General features: G+C 74.5%; 12 protein-coding genes. 5 read left to right on the top strand and 7 right to left on the bottom strand.

Going from position 1 to position 16,334, the window contains the following annotated elements; all coding sequences use genetic code 11:
• The first annotated feature begins 125 nt into the window (after positions 1-125).
• Positions 126-953 carry an inositol monophosphatase family protein gene (locus ACMTAK_RS14005; protein ID WP_413806547.1) on the top strand — a complete coding sequence of 276 codons (828 nt, stop codon included), beginning with the start codon at positions 126-128 and terminating at the stop codon, positions 951-953.
• A gap of 47 nt (positions 954-1,000) precedes the next feature.
• Positions 1,001-2,413: a phytoene desaturase family protein gene (locus ACMTAK_RS14000; RefSeq protein WP_413812878.1), complete on the top strand. Its 1,413-nt coding sequence runs from the start codon at positions 1,001-1,003 to the stop codon at positions 2,411-2,413.
• Positions 2,414-2,453: 40 nt separating this feature from the next.
• Here the strand turns inward: ACMTAK_RS14000 and hemC are convergent, their stop codons facing one another.
• From hemC to ACMTAK_RS13975, 5 genes are read right to left on the bottom strand one after another with little or no spacing between them, the layout of a single operon-like run.
• The gene (gene hemC / locus ACMTAK_RS13995; protein WP_413806546.1) at positions 2,454-3,386 is read right to left on the bottom strand and encodes a hydroxymethylbilane synthase; all 933 of its coding nucleotides are present in this window, start codon (positions 3,384-3,386) and stop codon (positions 2,454-2,456) included.
• Between the two features lie 30 nt (positions 3,387-3,416).
• The gene (locus ACMTAK_RS13990; RefSeq protein ID WP_413806545.1) at positions 3,417-7,766 is read right to left on the bottom strand and encodes an SAV_2336 N-terminal domain-related protein; all 4,350 of its coding nucleotides are present in this window, start codon (positions 7,764-7,766) and stop codon (positions 3,417-3,419) included.
• Between the two features lie 3 nt (positions 7,767-7,769).
• Positions 7,770-8,810 carry an AAA family ATPase gene (locus ACMTAK_RS13985; protein WP_413806544.1) on the bottom strand — a complete coding sequence of 347 codons (1,041 nt, stop codon included), beginning with the start codon at positions 8,808-8,810 and terminating at the stop codon, positions 7,770-7,772.
• Positions 8,811-8,856: 46 nt separating this feature from the next.
• Positions 8,857-11,082: a VMAP-C domain-containing protein gene (locus tag ACMTAK_RS13980; RefSeq protein ID WP_413806543.1), complete on the bottom strand. Its 2,226-nt coding sequence runs from the start codon at positions 11,080-11,082 to the stop codon at positions 8,857-8,859.
• Positions 11,083-11,087: 5 nt separating this feature from the next.
• On the bottom strand, positions 11,088-11,507 hold the full coding sequence (locus ACMTAK_RS13975; RefSeq protein ID WP_413806542.1) for a CU044_2847 family protein: 420 nt from the start codon (positions 11,505-11,507) through the stop codon (positions 11,088-11,090).
• A gap of 182 nt (positions 11,508-11,689) precedes the next feature.
• On the opposite strand from ACMTAK_RS13975, the gene ACMTAK_RS13970 reads away from it, so the two are divergent.
• Both ACMTAK_RS13970 and ACMTAK_RS13965 read left to right on the top strand, forming a co-directional pair.
• Positions 11,690-13,165, top strand: coding sequence for an AlkA N-terminal domain-containing protein (locus tag ACMTAK_RS13970; RefSeq protein WP_413806541.1), 1,476 nt, complete (start codon positions 11,690-11,692; stop codon positions 13,163-13,165).
• Positions 13,166-13,284: 119 nt separating this feature from the next.
• Positions 13,285-13,788, top strand: coding sequence for a methylated-DNA--[protein]-cysteine S-methyltransferase (locus ACMTAK_RS13965; RefSeq protein ID WP_413806540.1), 504 nt, complete (start codon positions 13,285-13,287; stop codon positions 13,786-13,788).
• 15 nt (positions 13,789-13,803) lie between these two features.
• Here the strand turns inward: ACMTAK_RS13965 and ACMTAK_RS13960 are convergent, their stop codons facing one another.
• The gene (locus ACMTAK_RS13960) at positions 13,804-14,556 is read right to left on the bottom strand and encodes an SIR2 family NAD-dependent protein deacylase (RefSeq protein ID WP_413806539.1); all 753 of its coding nucleotides are present in this window, start codon (positions 14,554-14,556) and stop codon (positions 13,804-13,806) included.
• A gap of 106 nt (positions 14,557-14,662) precedes the next feature.
• On the opposite strand from ACMTAK_RS13960, the gene ACMTAK_RS13955 reads away from it, so the two are divergent.
• A complete protein-coding gene (locus ACMTAK_RS13955) occupies positions 14,663-15,412 on the top strand; it encodes a hypothetical protein (RefSeq protein WP_413806538.1) in 750 nt (249 codons plus the stop codon).
• Here the strand turns inward: ACMTAK_RS13955 and ACMTAK_RS13950 are convergent.
• Positions 15,389-16,252 (bottom strand): NAD(P)H-binding protein, encoded by an 864-nt coding sequence (locus ACMTAK_RS13950; RefSeq protein WP_413806537.1) that lies wholly within the window; start codon positions 16,250-16,252, stop codon positions 15,389-15,391. The two genes, ACMTAK_RS13955 and ACMTAK_RS13950, sit on opposite strands and share 24 nt — an antisense overlap.
• Positions 16,253-16,334 lie beyond the last annotated feature (82 nt).

Here is a 16,334-nt window from a genome sequence, read left to right as displayed (position 1 = left end):
GATGAACCGGGGTCGGGCAGATAAGGACTCGCGCGTTCCGCCGCGCTCCGATGCCTTCACCTCGATGACACCGTCCGGCAGCCGCCATGCCACCGGTGGTCGCCGAGCCGTGGTTCGATGAACGCATGATCGATGAATTTCTCGCCGGTGATCTTGGCGCGGTGGAGAAGGCGGTCCGCGCGGCGGTCGCCGAAGAGGTCATGCCGCGCTTCCGGCAGCTCGCCGCTCATGAGATCGTCGAGAAGCAGGGCCCGCACGACCTGGTCACCACCGCCGACCGGCTGGCCGAGGAGCATCTGACCGACGCCCTCACCAAGCTGCTGCCCGGCTCCGTGGTGGTGGGCGAGGAGGCGGTGCACGCCGACCCGGCCGTGCTCACCGCCCTCGGCGGCGACGCGCCCGTATGGATCGTCGACCCGGTCGACGGCACCCGGCAGTTCGTCCACGGCGACCCCGGCTTCTCGACGCTGGTCACCCTCGCCCACCGGGAAGAGCTGCTCGCGTCCTGGACGTACGCCCCGGTGCTCGACCTGATGGCCATCGCCCGCCGTGGCGGGGGCGCGCTGCTGAACGGCGAGCCGATCCACAGCGGCTCCCCGGAGCCCGGCGCGGCCCTCCACGTCGCCATCTCCCACTTCGACTTCACCACCGACGCGGAGAAGCGCACCCTGTCGGGCCTGCGGGCGCCGGGGGCCGAGGCGCGCCCCTGCGGTTCGGCCGGTCTGGAGTATCTGAACGTGGCCCGGGGGCTGCTCGACGCCGTCGCCTTCACCTGGGAGAACGCCTGGGATCACGCCGCCGGTCTGCTGCTGGTCGACGAGGCGGGCGGCGCCCACAGCACGCTCGACGGCAAGCCGTTCCGGATCAGCGGGGGCAACGCCCTTCCTTTCACGGCGGCCAGGGACGAGGGGGCCGTTCGGCATATCCTGGGCCTGCTGGCCGACGCCGGCTGATCGTTCCACTGATACCTCGAGGACGAGGGGGAGCCGACGTGCCGTCCATGCTCGACGCGGTCGTTGTGGGTGCCGGACCGAACGGGCTGACCGCGGCCGTCGAACTCGCCCGCCGCGGCTGCGCGGTGGAGATCTTCGAGGCCGCGGACACCATCGGCGGGGGCTCACGCACCGAAGAGCTGACCCTCCCCGGCTTCCGGCACGACCCCTGCTCCGCCGTGCACCCACTCGCCATCGGCTCCCCGGCCTTCGAGCGGATGCCGCTGGCCCGGTACGGCCTGGAGTGGCTCCACCCCGAGCTGCCGCTGGCCCACCCCTTCCCGGACGGTACGGCCGCGGTGCTGGCCCGCTCGGTCGGCGAGACCGCCATGTCGCTCGGCCCCCGCGACGCCGGCACCTACCGTCGGCTGCTGGCGCCCTACCTCGGCCGCTGGGCCACCCTCGCCCCCGATCTGCTGCGCGCCCACTGGGACGGCGTGCCCCGCGACCCGATCACCTGGGCCCGCTTCGGGCTGCACGCGCTCCAGCCGGTCTCGCTGCTCGCCGGCCCGCTCCGCTTCCGCGACGAGAAGGCGCGCGCCCTGTTCGCCGGACTGGCCGGGCACGCCATCGCGCCCACCAGCGCACCGGCCACCGGCGGCCCCGCCCTGATGTTCGCCGTCGCCGCCCATGAGGTCGGCTGGCCGATCCCGCGCGGCGGCTCCCAGTCGATCGTGGACGCGCTGGGGGCGTACTTGCGCGCACACGGCGGGACGATCCACGTCTCCACCGAGGTCAAGCGGCTCGACGAACTGCCGCCCGCCCGCGCCTACATCTTCGACACCTCGCCGCGCGCCCTGGCCCGTATCGCCGGTCTCGGCAACGCCTACCGGCGCTACCGCTACGGGGCCAGCGCCTTCAAAATCGACTACGCGCTGTCCGGCCCGGTCCCCTGGACCGCGCCCGACGCCCGCCGCGCGGGCACCGTCCATGTCGGCCCCACCTCGGGCGAGATCGGCGCGGCGCTGCGGGCCGCCGTCGAGGGCCGCGACCCCTCCGTCCCGTTCCTGATCACCGCCCAGCCCAGCCTCCTGGACCCCTCCCGAGCCCCGGAGGGCAAGCACACCTTCTGGGCCTACGGCCATGTGCCCAGCGGCTGGAAGGGCGACGCCACGGAGGTGATCGAGCGTCAAATCGAGCGCTTCGCCCCCGGCTTCCGCGACCTGGTCCTGGCCCGCGCGGTGGCCGGCCCGCCCGAACTCGCCGCCCGCAACGCCAACTACATCGACGGCGACATCGCCTGTGGCGCCTTCGAGGGCCTCCAGGCCGTCATACGCCCCAAGCTCGCCCGGGTCCCCTACGCCACCGCCCATCCGGCGGTCTACCTCTGCTCCTCCGCCACCCCACCGGGCCCCGGCGTCCACGGCATGTCGGGCCACCACGCGGCGCGTGCGGTGTGGCGGAGGCTACGGGCGCGGTAGGGACCGGCAGTGGGGCGCCGGGCCCCCATCTGAGGCCGCCTCAGTGCGGGATGGTGTCGATGACCTCGCGGGCGCCCTGCCGGAGCAGCGCCACCGCGACCGACGTGCCCAGGGTGGCCGGGTCCAGGGGGCCCGCCCATTCGTGGGCGTCCAGGACCGTCTTGCCGTCGGGGCTGAAGACCCGGGCGCGCAGCGAGAGCCGACCGTCGCGCTCGGCCCTGGCGTAGCCCGCGATGGGGGAGTTGCAGTGGCCCTGGAGCACATGCAGCAGCATGCGCTCCGCGGTGATTTCCTTCCAGACGTCGGCGTCGCCGAGCCCGGCAACGGCCTCGATCGTCTCGGTGTCGTCCTCCCGGCACTGGAGCCCCAGCACCCCGGCTCCGATCGGCGGGCACATGGCGTCCACCGGCAGGATCTCGCTGATCCGGTCCGTACGGCCGATCCGCTCCAGACCCGAGACGGCCAGCAGCAGCGCGTCGCAGTCGCCCGCCTCCAGCTTCTCCAGCCGGCGGTTGGCGTTGCCGCGCATCGGCACGCACTCCAGCTGCGGGTGGGTGATGGCCAGCTGGGCGACGCGGCGGACCGAGGAGGTGCCGATCCGGGTCCCCGCGGGCATCTCGTCGAGGGTCAGCCCGCCGGGGTGGATCACGGCGTCGCGGATGTCGTCCCGCTTGAGGTAGGCGGCGAAGACCGTGCCCGCGGGCAGTGGACGGTCGGCGGGCACGTCCTTGATGCAGTGCACCGCGAGATCCGCCTCACCCGCCAGCAGCGCGGCGTCCACCTCCTTGGTGAACGCGCCCTTCCCGCCCAGCTTCGACAGATCGCCCATCCACCGGTCGCCGGAGGTGGTGACCGGTACGACCTCCGTACGGATCCCCGGCCGCAGCGCGGCGAGTTCGGTACGGACCCGTTCGACCTGGGCGAGGGCCATGGGGGAGGAACGGGAGACGACGCGGATCAAATCGGCGGACATGGCCTAGAGGATAGGCCCTCGCGGCGGGCGCTATGTCCCGGCCCCGGGGAACCCCTCCGCGACCAGGGCGGCGAGGTCGATGTAGGCGTCGAGGGTCCTGGACGCGAGCCGCTGGGGGTCGATCTCGCCCCGGGACGCCAGATGCTCGTCGTACGGCACCACGACCACGCCGCGGCAGCGATCCCGGAACGTCGCCGCGAGGCCCTCGTAGTGATCGGTCCACGGCACGTCGTGCGACATGTTGACCACCGTGACGGCGCGTCGCACCAGGTCCGCGTGACCGTCCTCGGCCATCCGGTCCAGGGCCGTGTGCGCGCTCCTCATGTGCTCCACCGAGGGCGTGGTGACGACGATCAGCTGGTCGGCGAGATCGAGGATCCCCCGCATGCTGCCATGGAGTGCGGCGGTGTCCGAGTCGCTGAGGACGATCGGATAGTGGCTCGCCAGAAGGGCCATGACGCGGCGGTACTCGATGTCGTCAATCGGGGCCGCCCGGCCCACGAGACTCATCGGGGCGGTGTCTCCGAGGAGGACCTCGAGCCCGGAGGGCAGCCGCGAGGTGAAGCGCCGGATGGAGTCCGCGTCGTCGCCGGGAAGACCTGCGCGGGCCAGATCGTGGACGGTCCCCTCGGACCGTCCTCCGACCCGTCGGCTGAGGGTGTCGCCGCCGGGCATCGCGTCCACCGCGATGACCCCGTCCTGGCGCTCGCCCGCGAGGACCGCGCCCAGGGCGAGGGTCGTGACGGTGCGCCCGGCACTCACGGGGCGACTGATCACCGCGATGCGGTGGCAGGACGGCAGCGGCGTACGGATGAGGTCCAGCTTGCGCTGTCGCTGCTCCGCCCTGGCCGACCGCCCGCCGAGCCCCACGAGCGCGGCCAGGCGGGAGCGGGCGGAGCGAGGGGGCTCCGGCTGCTCGGGAGCCGCCGTGGGGGCGGGCCCGGCGTCCGGTGTCCCGTCCGGCGGTGGGGTGGGGGCCGAGGACGGCGCGGCAGCCAGGCACTCGACGAGGACGTCCGCCACCCGGCCCGCGGACGGCCGTCTGCTCGGCCGGTCGTCCAGACAGGCGGAGATGATCGAGATCAGCCGGGGCTCGCGCCATATGGCTTCCGACTGGAAGAGCTGAGCGGTCGGCTGTGCGTCGCTCAGGGCACGGAGGATTTCGCCCAGGGCGTGGACGTCGTCCGCGGCGGTGGGGGCATTCGGACGGCGGTCGTTGAGGCTCGTGCCGGTCCAGCCGATGAGTTTCACCGTATGGCCGACGACGAGCACGGTGTCCGCCGTAAGGGCCCCGGGCGCGACGCCCTTGAGCGCGCACATGTTCACCGCCTCGGCGATACGGAGGCCGATGGTGGCGGCGCGCACGGGGTCCAACTGGGGCGAGCCGTCGGGCCCGCGGCCCAGGAGCGTGGACAGCGGTGGGGCCGGTGAGCCGTCGGGGAGCCGGACGCATTCCATGACGAGCCACGGAGGGTTGCCGGAGGACGCGTCGATGAGGAGCCGGGGCGTGTAGTGCCCGGACATCCGCCGCAGTGCCTCCGCCTCGGCCCGCAGTTTCCCACTGGCGCCCGGGGCGACGCGTACCACCACATCGTTCGACGTGCCCGATCGACGGGCCAGATAGACGTCCTGCCCCCGGCTGCCGCCCAGCCTCCGGTAGGCCCGGTACCGGTCGAACGACGGCAGGCCGCTCTCCGGCTCCGTGCTGCCCCGGGGAGCGCCATCGGAGTCGGAGGACGCCGACCGGGGCGGCGTCGTGGACGGAGCCCCGGCGTCCGGTCGGAAGTCGGTGAGGAACTCCCAGACCTGCGCGGCCGTCGGGCGGCCCTGCCGCTCCAGGCATGCCATCACCATGTCCCGGACCGGCTGCCACGCGTCACCGCTCCAGCGCGGCATGTCATAGCTGTCCCGGCCGTACGCGTACAACTGCCCCCCGCCGCCGAGACACCGCAGGATGTCGCCCAGCTCTCCGACATTCTCCTCGGGAGTGGGCGGGCCGCCCGCGAGGGTCGTCGGGGACGGCACACCGTCGATGCGGGCCGAGGACCATCCGGTCACGAAGATGTCCTCACCGGCGATGTGCACGGTGTTGAGGGTGAGGTCGCCGTGCGCCATCCCCTCGGCCGCGCACACGCGCACCGCGTCCGCGATCCGCCGGGCGATCGCGAGGGCGGTATGCCCGTCCCATTCATGGGCGCGCTCGAAAAGGACGTCGTGCAGCCGATGGCCGAGGAACGCCTCTTCCGCCACCCAGGGAACGTCCTCGTCCAGCCCCTCACGCAGCAGGCGGGGCGCATGGCGGCCGTCCATCCGGCGCAGTGCCTCCGCCTGTACTCCGAGCAGGGCCGCGGCCTGCGGTGCGGGAAGCTCGGGGACGACGGTGACGACGGCCTCCTCGCCGTAGGCGTCCTGGCCCAGATAGGGCACCACGCGCGCGCCCCGCGGTCCGGCCCTCCGCAGCCGGTACGGGCCGAGCGTCCGCGGATCGCGGGATGCCAGAGGATGCCACCGCAGCGCCGCCGTCGGAGATGTGAACACCGATGGCCGCGGCGGCGCCCCCAGCCGGGCCGCCAGCCGTCGCTCCACCGTGCTGAAGGGCCGGGCGCCGGGCGGGAGCCGGTCGCTGCCGCCCGAGTCGGCCAGCCAGGCCGGGAAGTCGGGGGAGCGGCCCGCCAGTTGCTCAAGACGACGGCCGATGAGCCGGCTGGTCGCGACCAGCTCCGCCAGCGGCACCGCGCCCAGCAGCGCCCGCTGGGACGCGTCGGTGAAGGTGAAGGGGCGGTGTTCGGGCGGCAGCGGGTCCGAACCCGCCGAGGCGGGCGGTTCGACGGGGCGCATCAGCCCGCCCAGGAACACCTCGGCCAGCCGTCCGGTGTCGCTCCGGCCGTCCACCGCTTTCTGCACCATCCGCATCACCGGCACCGGCAGCGGGGCCACGGCGGCGAGATGGGCCGCCAGCCGGTACGCCTCCGGGGACGCCGCGTCGCGGAAGCGCTGGAGGCGGCCGAGCTCATCGGCGGGGCCGGGGCCGGGGACGGCGGCGGGGCCCGGGGCGGCGGCTGGGCCGGGGGCGGCGGTGGCCGGGGCGGCGCGGGGGCCGTCGTGCGGGCCATTGCGCGGGCCGTCGCGCGGCGGGACCAGCAGCGGGAGGACCGCCGTACCGCTCGCGGAGGCGATCAGCCGGGCCCAGTCGGCCAGCGGCCCGGCGTCCGGCTCCAGCACCGGAACCGGCACCCCCGTGAAACGCGCCAGGGCGGCGGGCAGCACCGGATCCGCGACCGTCCAGTCCGCGTTGGCCGAACCCGGTCTGCGGGTGCGCACCTGCCAGCGCCGCGTCCGGATCCCGGAACCCTCCCACAGCCGGGGCGGCAGCGCGTGTACCACCGCCGTGGGGCCCAGCCCCGCCCAGCGCGCCAGCACCTGGCCCATCCGCCCGTTCCGCCACGCCGCGCCCACCCCGTCGCTCACCACGAGCACCAGCGTGTGCCCGGAGGGGTCCGAGAGCGCCGTCGTGGGCAGTAGGGGCGCCTCCGGGGCGTAGGGGCGGGTGCGCAGCGCGGGTGCGCCGCCGCCGCGCGTACGCAGGCCCAGCACCCGGACGACCCGGAAGGCGCCCGAGCGCCGCAGTACGGTGTGCAGCTCGACGGCGAGCCGCCGCCACAGCAGCATCGACATCCCGTCGTCGATGACGAGCGCGAGATCGAGCCAGCGTTCGCGGGCGGGGCGGGTCACCACGTCCGGCAGACCGGTCTCGGCGAGCGCCGTGGCCGTGGCGGCCTCGTCGAACTCCCGCTTGAGCGGATTGGGGCGGTGCTGTTTGAGCGGGCGCAGGGCGCGGCCGATGGAGAGCTCCTGATGCAGCGCCTTGTCCTCGGGCACGCGCAGCGGCAGCGCGCGCCGCGCCTCCGCGGATGTGCCCACCGCGCCCTCCGCACCGGGCCCCTGGCTGCCGCCGTACAGACCGCGCAGCCGCTGGTCGTCACCGGGCGGGGTCCGGGTCGGGCGCTGCTCCGGCGGGTCGTCCGGCCGCGTTTCGGCGGGGGCGGACGGCCGGGCGCCGGGCTCGCCGCCGTTGGCCCGCGCGGTACGGGCGGGCGCGGTCGGCTGGTCGGTCGGCTGGTCGGTCCGCTGAGCGGACGCGGCCGGGGAGGCCGTGGTCGCGGTGCGGGGCGAGGGCCCGGGGCGCGTGGCGGGCAGCGCCGTCCCGCCGCGGGTCACCGCGCGGGCCAGGGGCGCCCGCTCCGCGCCGTCCTCGGGCAGCCGTCCGGCCAGCCAGAGCGCGTCGAGCAGCTCCTCCCTGGACAGCTCGAGACCGCCGGCGGCGAGTACCGCGACCGCCTCATCAAGCCGCCCGAGCCGCCCGGCGCCGCCCCGCTCCATGTGTCACACCGCCCCGCCCAGCCGGTGCAGCACCGCTTCCAGCAGCCCGTCCGCCGTCACATCCATGCCGCCCGCCCGCAGGAACACGGCGTTCAGCAGCTGGTCGGTCGCCAGCTCGCGGGCCGCCCGGCGACGGAGGAAGGCGTCCAGCAGCTGATCGACGTCCTCCAGCGCGTCGTCTCCCAGATGCGCGGTGACGATCGCCCGGAGCCGCGCCTCGTCGGGGGTGGGCAGCTCCAGCCGGACACAGCGGCGGAGGAAGGCGGGCGGGAAGTCGCGCTCACCGTTGCTGGTGATCACCACGACCGGGAACTCCTCGCACACCAGCCGGCCCCGCCGCACCGTGGCCCGCTCGCCCGCCCGCTCGGTGAGCACCTCCACCACCGACTGCTCCTCCGGCAGCCGGGCAAGCTCGGGGATCTCGAACTCGCCCTCCTCGAAGACGGTCAGCAGATCGTTCGGCAGGTCGACATCGCCCTTGTCGAGCTCGTCGACGAGCAGCACCCGGGGGCGTTCGCCCGGCACCAGCGCGGTGCCCAGCGGCCCGAGCCGTACGAAGCTGCCGATGTCGGGCTCGGCCTCGCCACGGTCGCGCGTCAGGGCCGTCTCGCGCAGCCGACCGATCGCGTCGTAGCGGTAGAGCGCGTCCTGCACGGTGGAACGGCTGTTGACCGGCCAGCGCAGCACCTCGCCCAGGTCCATCTCATGCGCGATCGCCCGCGCGAGCGAGGACTTGCCGGTTCCGGGGCTGCCGGTGACGAGCAGCGGACGCCGCAGATGGAGGGCCGCGTTGACCACGTCCGCGTGTTCGGGCTCGATCAGATACGGCGCCGGGCGCGCCGGACCGGAAGCGGACGGCGCCCGCTCCCCGCCGGGGATCGCCCCGTCAGGCGCCGCCCGTTCCCCGGCGCCGAAGCGGCGCCACGGCGGGGCGGGTGGCATCTCCATGTGCCGGGGCACGCCGTCCCCCCGGAACAGCCGCCAGTCGGGCTCTCCAAGCGGATTCATCGGGGAACCTCCCTCTCGGCCCGCCTCAGCGGACATCGCGCGCCTCCTGCCGTCTCTCTCACCACTGCCGCGGGTCTCACGGTCACTCCGTGGGGTCCACAAGGTCCAGCCGTGGCAGCGCCCGCCCGGCATCGGCCCAGGCGAGCACCGGCCGTCCGGTGTACTCCTCGGGCCGTTGCAGGGTCTTCGTGCGGTAGATCCGTACCGCCTCGGGCAGTTGACCGGCGCTCGCCCCCTCCGCGTAGTGCACGGCCGGGGACCCCTGCTCCCCGCTGCGGTCCCACAGCACCACCGGAACGCCCGCGGCCAGACACATCTGCACCACACCGGTGCGCCGGTGGGCCGCCACGTCGACGGTGACCCGGGCGGTGAGCCGCTCCATGAGCAGACCGCACACCGCCTCCGGGTCCGGGGCCGTGGCGTCGTCGATGTGCACGGGCTCCTCGGCATCCAGCCGGGCCCAGCGCTCCCGCCACTGGTCCAGCATCGTGCCGCCGTTCAGCTCCCGCAGCTCGGGGCAGTTGACGACCAGGGGGTACGGGGTGCCGAGCCGGATGGGGAGCACCGCTCCCGGCCCTGCGGCCTTCCAGCGGTCCACGGGCACCTCCAGGGCGTCCCGGTCCACGATCAGTTCGATGACGGGCCGCGGCCCCGAGGGATCGGGGCGGCGCAGCGAGCCCACGGCGGCGAAGATCTCCTGGGCCACCTCCTGCGCGCCGCGCGGCCGTTCGGTGTCGTCCGACACCTGGCGCAGCCCGTCCCCGTCGTCGCACCACAGCCGCAGCCGGTAGCGTTCCGGGTCGTCCTCGCGCGCCGCCACCGGCGCACCGCCCGGCGCACCGCCCGGCGCACCGCCCGGTGCGGCCCCGCAGCGGTCCAGCTCGGCCACGACGCGGGGCGCGGCGCCCCGGGAGGCGTTCCGGGCCCACTGCTCGGCGTCGTGGCGGCGGTCCATCAGGGCGGCGTCATGGACACCGAGACGGCGGGCGACCGCCGCGTTCCATCGCCGCAGCGCGGCACGCTGCTCCGCCGGGCAGCATCCGGCGGCCACGAACTCCACGGCCCGCAGCAGGCCCGGCACGGCGGGCATGACTCCGTCGTCGCCCGCGGAGCTGTCCCCGTGCAGCCCTTCCACATGGGAGATCAGCGCCTCGAACCGCCCGCCGCGGCCGGTGCCGTCCCCGCTGTCCCCGTCGTGGTGACCCTCATGGTGACCGTCACCGCCGGTGAGCAGGGCCGCGGGCAGGGCCGCCAGGGGCAGCGCCGCCCGTACGGCACCGGGGACACCGGCCGCGGCGGCCGCGGGCAGGGCGCGCAGCTGGACCAGCAGCCGCTCGTGCTCACCCGGCGAGAGCAGCTTGGGCAGCCCGCACCGGCGCCCTATGGCGAGGAGGTCGTCGGCCACCGGGCCCGCCGTGCCGCGCACCGCCTCGACCAGCGCGGGCAGCGCACGCCCCCGGGTGAGCAGCAGATGGGCGAACTCCTCGGCGGTGGGCACGCCGTCGGCGCGATGGCCGAGGCCACACTGCCGGGCGACCGTACGGCAGCAGCGGACCCACCCCTCGGACAGCGGCAGCGGCCCGTCCAGCAGGGCGACGAGCTCGGCGTAGGCGGGGTGGTCGCGCATGTCCTCCGCGGGCTGCCGGGGCAGCAAGTGGCCCGCCCCGGCGTCGTCCAGCTCCCGCGCCACGCGCTGCCAGGGGATCCCCCAGGCGCGGCGCAGCGTCCCCTGGACGCGGAGCTTGGCCGTGACGAGCCCGACGACGGCGCCCTCCTCGTTGGACCACAACGGGCCGCCGCTGTAGGCGGGTTCGATGTCCAGGGCGCGCTCGGCCCCGTCGAAGTAGCCGAACCGCCCGTCGCACGCGCTCACTTCGGCGTCCGCGAACACCCCGGGCTCACCGCTGCCGTGCCAGGCCCGTACGAGCTGCCGCTTGGCCATCGGGTGCCAGCGCGGCGGCTCGATCGCGGGCGGCGGGCTTACGTTCAGCCGCAGGACGGCGAGGTCGCCGTTCCACTCGAAGGCGCCCAGGCCGCCGTCGTCGGGCCGGGGCGGTATCCAGACCGCCAGCTCGGCGTGTGCCTCGACGGTGTGCTCAGGTCCGTGGAGCCGTACGGACACGGCGATCGGGCCCGGGTGGTCCGGGGCCAGCATGTCCTTTCCCAGTGCGCTGTTGACCACATGAGCGCATGTCAGCAGATGGCGGCGCGGCAGCAGGACGCCCGCGCCCGCCGGTCTTCCGTCGGCCTTGGCGAGAATGGACACCGCGGGCCGTGACGAGACCCCGGGTGCGTGGAACCACCCCATGGGCTTCAGGCCGCGGGGCCGGGCCGGGACGGCGGCACCGCCGGTACTGTCGGCTCGGACCGCTCGGACGGCCGCCAGGTGGCCGAAATGGTCAGGTTGGCGTTCCCGTTGGCGCCCACGATGCCGAGTTTGAGGTCCTGGCCGACCTGCACCCCGAACTGCACGGTGAACTCCTGGGGCGGACGCGGAGCCGAGCTGACGGCGTCGTGGACGTCCTGGAGCACCGGCCCCAGCCCTTGCAGGATGACGCCCAGACCGGCGTTGGCGAGCGTGGCCGCGGCCCGCGCGCCGCGCCCCACCGGGGTCACGCCGCCGACGCCACCGACGCCGCCGTACGCCTCCTCGGGGGAGGCGTCTCCTACGGGAGCCAGTTCCAGCCGTACGGTCGTGCCGTCCGCCAGGGGGATCTCACGGTGTTCCGTCACATTCCTCATCATGCCGATCATCAGGCGTCCGGTCTGCCCCTTCGCACCAAACGCCGCCGGAACGACGGGCGGGGGACGGGGCGCGGCCATGGGGCGCGGGGCGACGGGGCGCGCCCCACCGCGTAAGGTCGATGTCGGATTCCCGCGAGCCCGCCCCCACCCCGCTGGCGGATGCTGGACCCATGCACACCGACACCGACCGGTGCCTCCGCGCCGCACAGGCGAAGGACGCCCGCTTCGACGGGTGGTTCTTCATCGCCGTCGTGACCACCGGGATCTACTGCCGGCCGAGCTGCCCGGTCGTCGGGCCCAAGCCCGAGAACATGCGGTTCTACCCCAGCGCCGCGGCCGCCCAGCAGGCCGGGTTCCGGGCCTGCAAGCGGTGCCGCCCGGACGCCAGCCCCGGCTCGCCGCAGTGGAACGAACGGGCGGACCTGGTGGCCCGCGCCATGCGGCTGATCGCCGACGGTGTGGTGGACCGGGACGGGGTGCCGGGCCTCGCGGCCCGGCTGGGATACAGCACCCGGCAGATCGAGCGGCAGCTGCTCGCCGAACTCGGCGCGGGCCCGCTCGCGCTCGCCAGGGCCCAGCGGGCGCAGACCGCGCGGCTGCTGATCGAGACCAGCGCGCTGCCGATGGCGGACATCGCCTTCGCGGCCGGGTTCGCCAGCGTCCGCGCGTTCAACGAGACCGTACGGGAGATCTTCGCGCTCTCCCCGACCGAGCTGCGGCAGCGGGCCGGCCGAGGGCCGCGGGCCGGCGTGCCCGGCGCGCTCACCCTGCGGCTGCCGTTCCGGGCGCCGCTGTGCCCGGACAACCTCTTCGGCCACCTCGCCGCCACCGCAGTCCCCGGCGTCGAGGAGTGGCGCGACGGCGCGTACCGGCGCACCCTGCGGCTGCCGTACGGGCCCGGGGTGGTCGCCCTCAGCCCCCGGCCGGACCACATCGCCTGCCGGCTCTCCCTCGCCGATCTGCGCGACCTGGCCGGGGCGATCAGCCGCTGCCGGCGGCTGCTGGACCTCGACGCGGACCCGGCCGCCGTGGACGACCTGCTCCGTACGGACCTCCAGCTGGCCCCACTGGTCGACAAGGCCCCGGGGCGGCGGGTGCCGCGCGCGGTGGACGCGGACGAGTTCGCGGTGCGCGCGGTGCTCGGCCAGCAGGTGTCCACGGCGGCCGCCCGCACCCATGCCGGGCGCCTGGTGACGGCGCACGGCGAGCCCGTGGAGGACCCGGCGGGCGGCCTGACCCACCTCTTCCCGACCGTCCAGGCCCTCGCCGGGCTCGACCCCGAGAAGCTGGCCATGCCCCGCACCCGCCGCACCACCCTCACCGGGCTGATCGGCGCGCTCGCCGAGGGCCGGGTCGCGCTCGGCGTCGGCAGCGACTGGGACGAGGCCCGCGCGAGCCTCGGCACGCTGCCGGGGCTCGGCCCCTGGACCGTCGAGGTGATCGCGATGCGCGCCCTCGGCGACCCGGACGCCTTCCTCCCCACCGACCTCGGAGTGCGCCGCGCCGCCGCCGAACTGGGCCTGCCCGCCACACCCGGCGCCCTCACCCGCCACTCGACCCACTGGCGCCCCTGGCGCGCCTACGCCGTCCAATACCTATGGGCCACGGATGCGGCCCACGCCATCAACCGCCTGCCGGCAGCATGACCGTTTGTGGGCGATCGTCCCGCGGGGGGCACGAACCGGCCACCGGGCCGCACCCGGCAAGGAAACGGCGGCCCGTTACCCCGGGAAGCCGCCCACCCCACACCCCGCCGAGGAACACCATGAACCGCACCCACACCACCATCGACAGCCCCTACGGCCCCCTGACCCTCGTAGCCACCGGCACCGACCTGTCCGGCCTCTACATGGTCGAGCAACGCCACCGCCCACCCGAGGAGACCTTCGGTGCCCCCGGCGACCCGGCCGACACCCCCTTCGCCGAAACCATCCGCCAGCTCACGGCGTACTTCGCGGGCGAGCTGACCGACTTCGACCTGCCGCTGCATCTGGACGGCACGCCCTTCCAGCGCCGCGTCTGGGCCGAGCTGCGGGCCATCCCGTACGGCGAGACCTGGTCGTACGGCCGGCTGGCCGACCGCATCGGACAGCCGACCGCCTCCCGCGCGGTGGGCCTGGCCAACGGCAAGAACCCGATCGGCATCATCGTCCCCTGCCACCGCGTGGTCGGCTCGTCCGGCGGCCTCACCGGCTACGGCGGTGGCCTGGACCGCAAGCGGCGGCTGCTGGAGTTCGAGGCCCGGCAAGAACTGCCCGGCCTCTTCTGACGCCGAACTCGGTGATCAGCCCCCGTCACCCACCGCGATGCGATCCAGCAGAGCGGGCAGCGCCGCACTGATGGGCTCGCGAACGACCTCGTCCGCGAGCTCGTCGTACGGCGTCGGCTCGGCGTTGACGATGATCAGCCGGGCCCCATGCTCGGCGGCCAGTCCGGCAAGCGAGGCCGCGGGCTGAACCTGGAGGCTGCTACCGACGGCGATGAAGATCTCGCACGCCCGCGCCACCGCGACCGCTTCCGTCAGCACCTCCGGATCGAGGTTCTCCCCGAACATCACCGTGGCCGACTTCAGGATCCCGCCGCACTCCCGGCACGCCGGATCCGCCTCACCCGCCGCGACCCGATCCAACGCCTCGTCCATCCCGGACCGCGCCTCGCAGTGGGTGCACCGCACGGCCCGCGCGGTGCCGTGCAGTTCCAGCACCTTGCGCGCGGGCATCCCGGCGATCTGGTGCAGCCCGTCCACGTTCTGGGTGATCACCCGCACCGGCACCCCCGAGCGCTCCAGCCGGGCGACGGCCTCGTGCGCCCCGTTGGGCCGGGCGTGCAGCGCCCTGCTGTCGCGCCGCATCTCCCAGGAGCGGCGCCGGATCTCGGGGTCGGTCATGTAGTACTCGTACGTCACGAGCTTCTCGGCCTCGGGATCGCGCCGCCACAGCCCCTGCGGACCGCGGTAGTCGGGGATTCCGGAGTCGGTGGAGATGCCCGCCCCGCTCAGGATCGCCACCAGCGGCCGGTGCGTCGTCTCGCTGCTCATGCGGCGAGCGTACGCACGCGTCGCCGACGGTGGCGAGCGCCGTTAACCGGACGGGTAGAGTCCGGCCCGGCACAGGTGAGGCACGGCATACGGGGAGAGTGCGGGAATGGGACGGTTTCTGTGGCTGAGCGGGCAAACCCTGAGCGGGCAAACCCTGAGCGGGAAGGATCAACCACCGCCGGACGGGGGCCTCACCTGGCAGATACGGATCTCCGATACCGCCCCCCGGCCCGGCCGGGCCTTCGGTCCCCTCGCCTTCCCCGAACGCCGCGACCCGCCCGGCGGCGATTTGAAGGCATACCGCGCCGCCCGCAAGGACGGCACCCGCGTGTTCACCCTCTGGGCCGACCCCTACCGCGGGCAGGTGTTCGCGCAGGTGGTCACCGCCTCGGCGGTCAAGGGCGGTCCGGCCACGTACGAGGTGCTGGGCGCCGCCGGTGAATCCCTCGCCCTCATCACCCGCGAACCGGCCATGAGGGGCGGCAGGATCCGCACCCGCTGGACCGTCCGGCAGACCGGCGCGCCGCCCGCCGTCGGACTGAAGGGGCGGGCCTTCTGGTGGTTCATGTGGTGGCTGATCTCGCCCGTCCAGGTGGCCATCGCGATCGGCAGCATCATCGGTGGCGGTGACATCGCCCGCACCCCGCGCCGTACGAAGTGGCGCGCCGACCGCCGGATCGTCCTCGACTTCCACAGCGGCCCCGGCGGCGCCTTCGAGCTCGAGGCCGTGGCGGACTGGTGGGACAACCGCGTGATCGCTTCCCTCGTCGCCCTGCTCGAAAGCCACAGCGGCTGGCTGGGCAGCGAATGGGACACCGCCGACCGCGGTACGTCACCGAGGCGTCGTGAGCGCTGACTTCAGGTAGTCCTCCACACGCACCGTGGGGCGGCCGAGCAGATCGGCGAGCGTGGGGTCAACCGGGGCGAAGTCCCCTGCGCGGGCGGCGGCGAAGAGGCCGACGAGCAGGTCGGCCGACGGCTCGGGTACGCCATGGCTGACCAACCGCGCCCGGTACTCGTCGTCGGAGACGACCACCCGGCGGATCGGGCGGCCCGTCAGCCGCGTGAGGATCTTCGCGATTCCGGCCATGTCGATCTCCTCGGGACCGGTGAGCGCGGGGCTCAGGCCGTCCAGAATCTCGCCGGTGAGGGCGAGGACCGCCGCGTCGGCGAGGTCGGCGTGGGCGGTCCAGGCGACCGGCCCGTCCTCGGGCACGGCCAGGACGCCCGTCTCCAGCGCGCCCCTGACCAGCTCCACGGCCGATGAGACGTAGAAGCCGTTGCGCAGCGAGGTGAAGGGGACACCGGACTGCCGCAGCGCCTCCTCGGTGGCGGCGTGGTCGGGCATCGGGACGAACGGCGAGCACGGGCTCGCGCCCATGTGGCTCGTGTAGAGGATCCGCTTGGCCCCGGCCGCCGCCGCGGCCGCGATGGCCGTGCGGTGGCCTCGGACGGCGGCCTCGCCCGTGGTGCCCGTCGAGACGATCAGGATCTTCGAGGCGCCCTCGAAGGCGTGGGGGAGGGTGTCCGGGTCGGCGAAGTCGCCCCGGCGGACGCGGACGCCCCGCGCGCCGAGGTCCCGCGCCGCCTCCGCATCGCGCACGCTGACGCCGATCTCCTCGGCGGGGACGGCTTCCAGCAGCCGTTCGGCGACCATCCGGCCGAGCCGGCCATTGGCTCCGGTAACGATGATCACAGTGATCTCCTCTGCGTGTTTCCAGTGCTATCGCTGTGAACGTATCACCGGAAACGAAGAACTGCTAACGGCGCTCTGTTAT

The sequence above is a fragment of the Streptomyces lacaronensis genome (assembly GCF_047337785.1).
Classification (GTDB): domain Bacteria; phylum Actinomycetota; class Actinomycetes; order Streptomycetales; family Streptomycetaceae; genus Streptomyces; species Streptomyces lycopersici.
The sequence above is the reverse complement of the archived record's forward strand: the minus strand, read 5'-3'. Positions and strand labels throughout refer to the sequence as shown.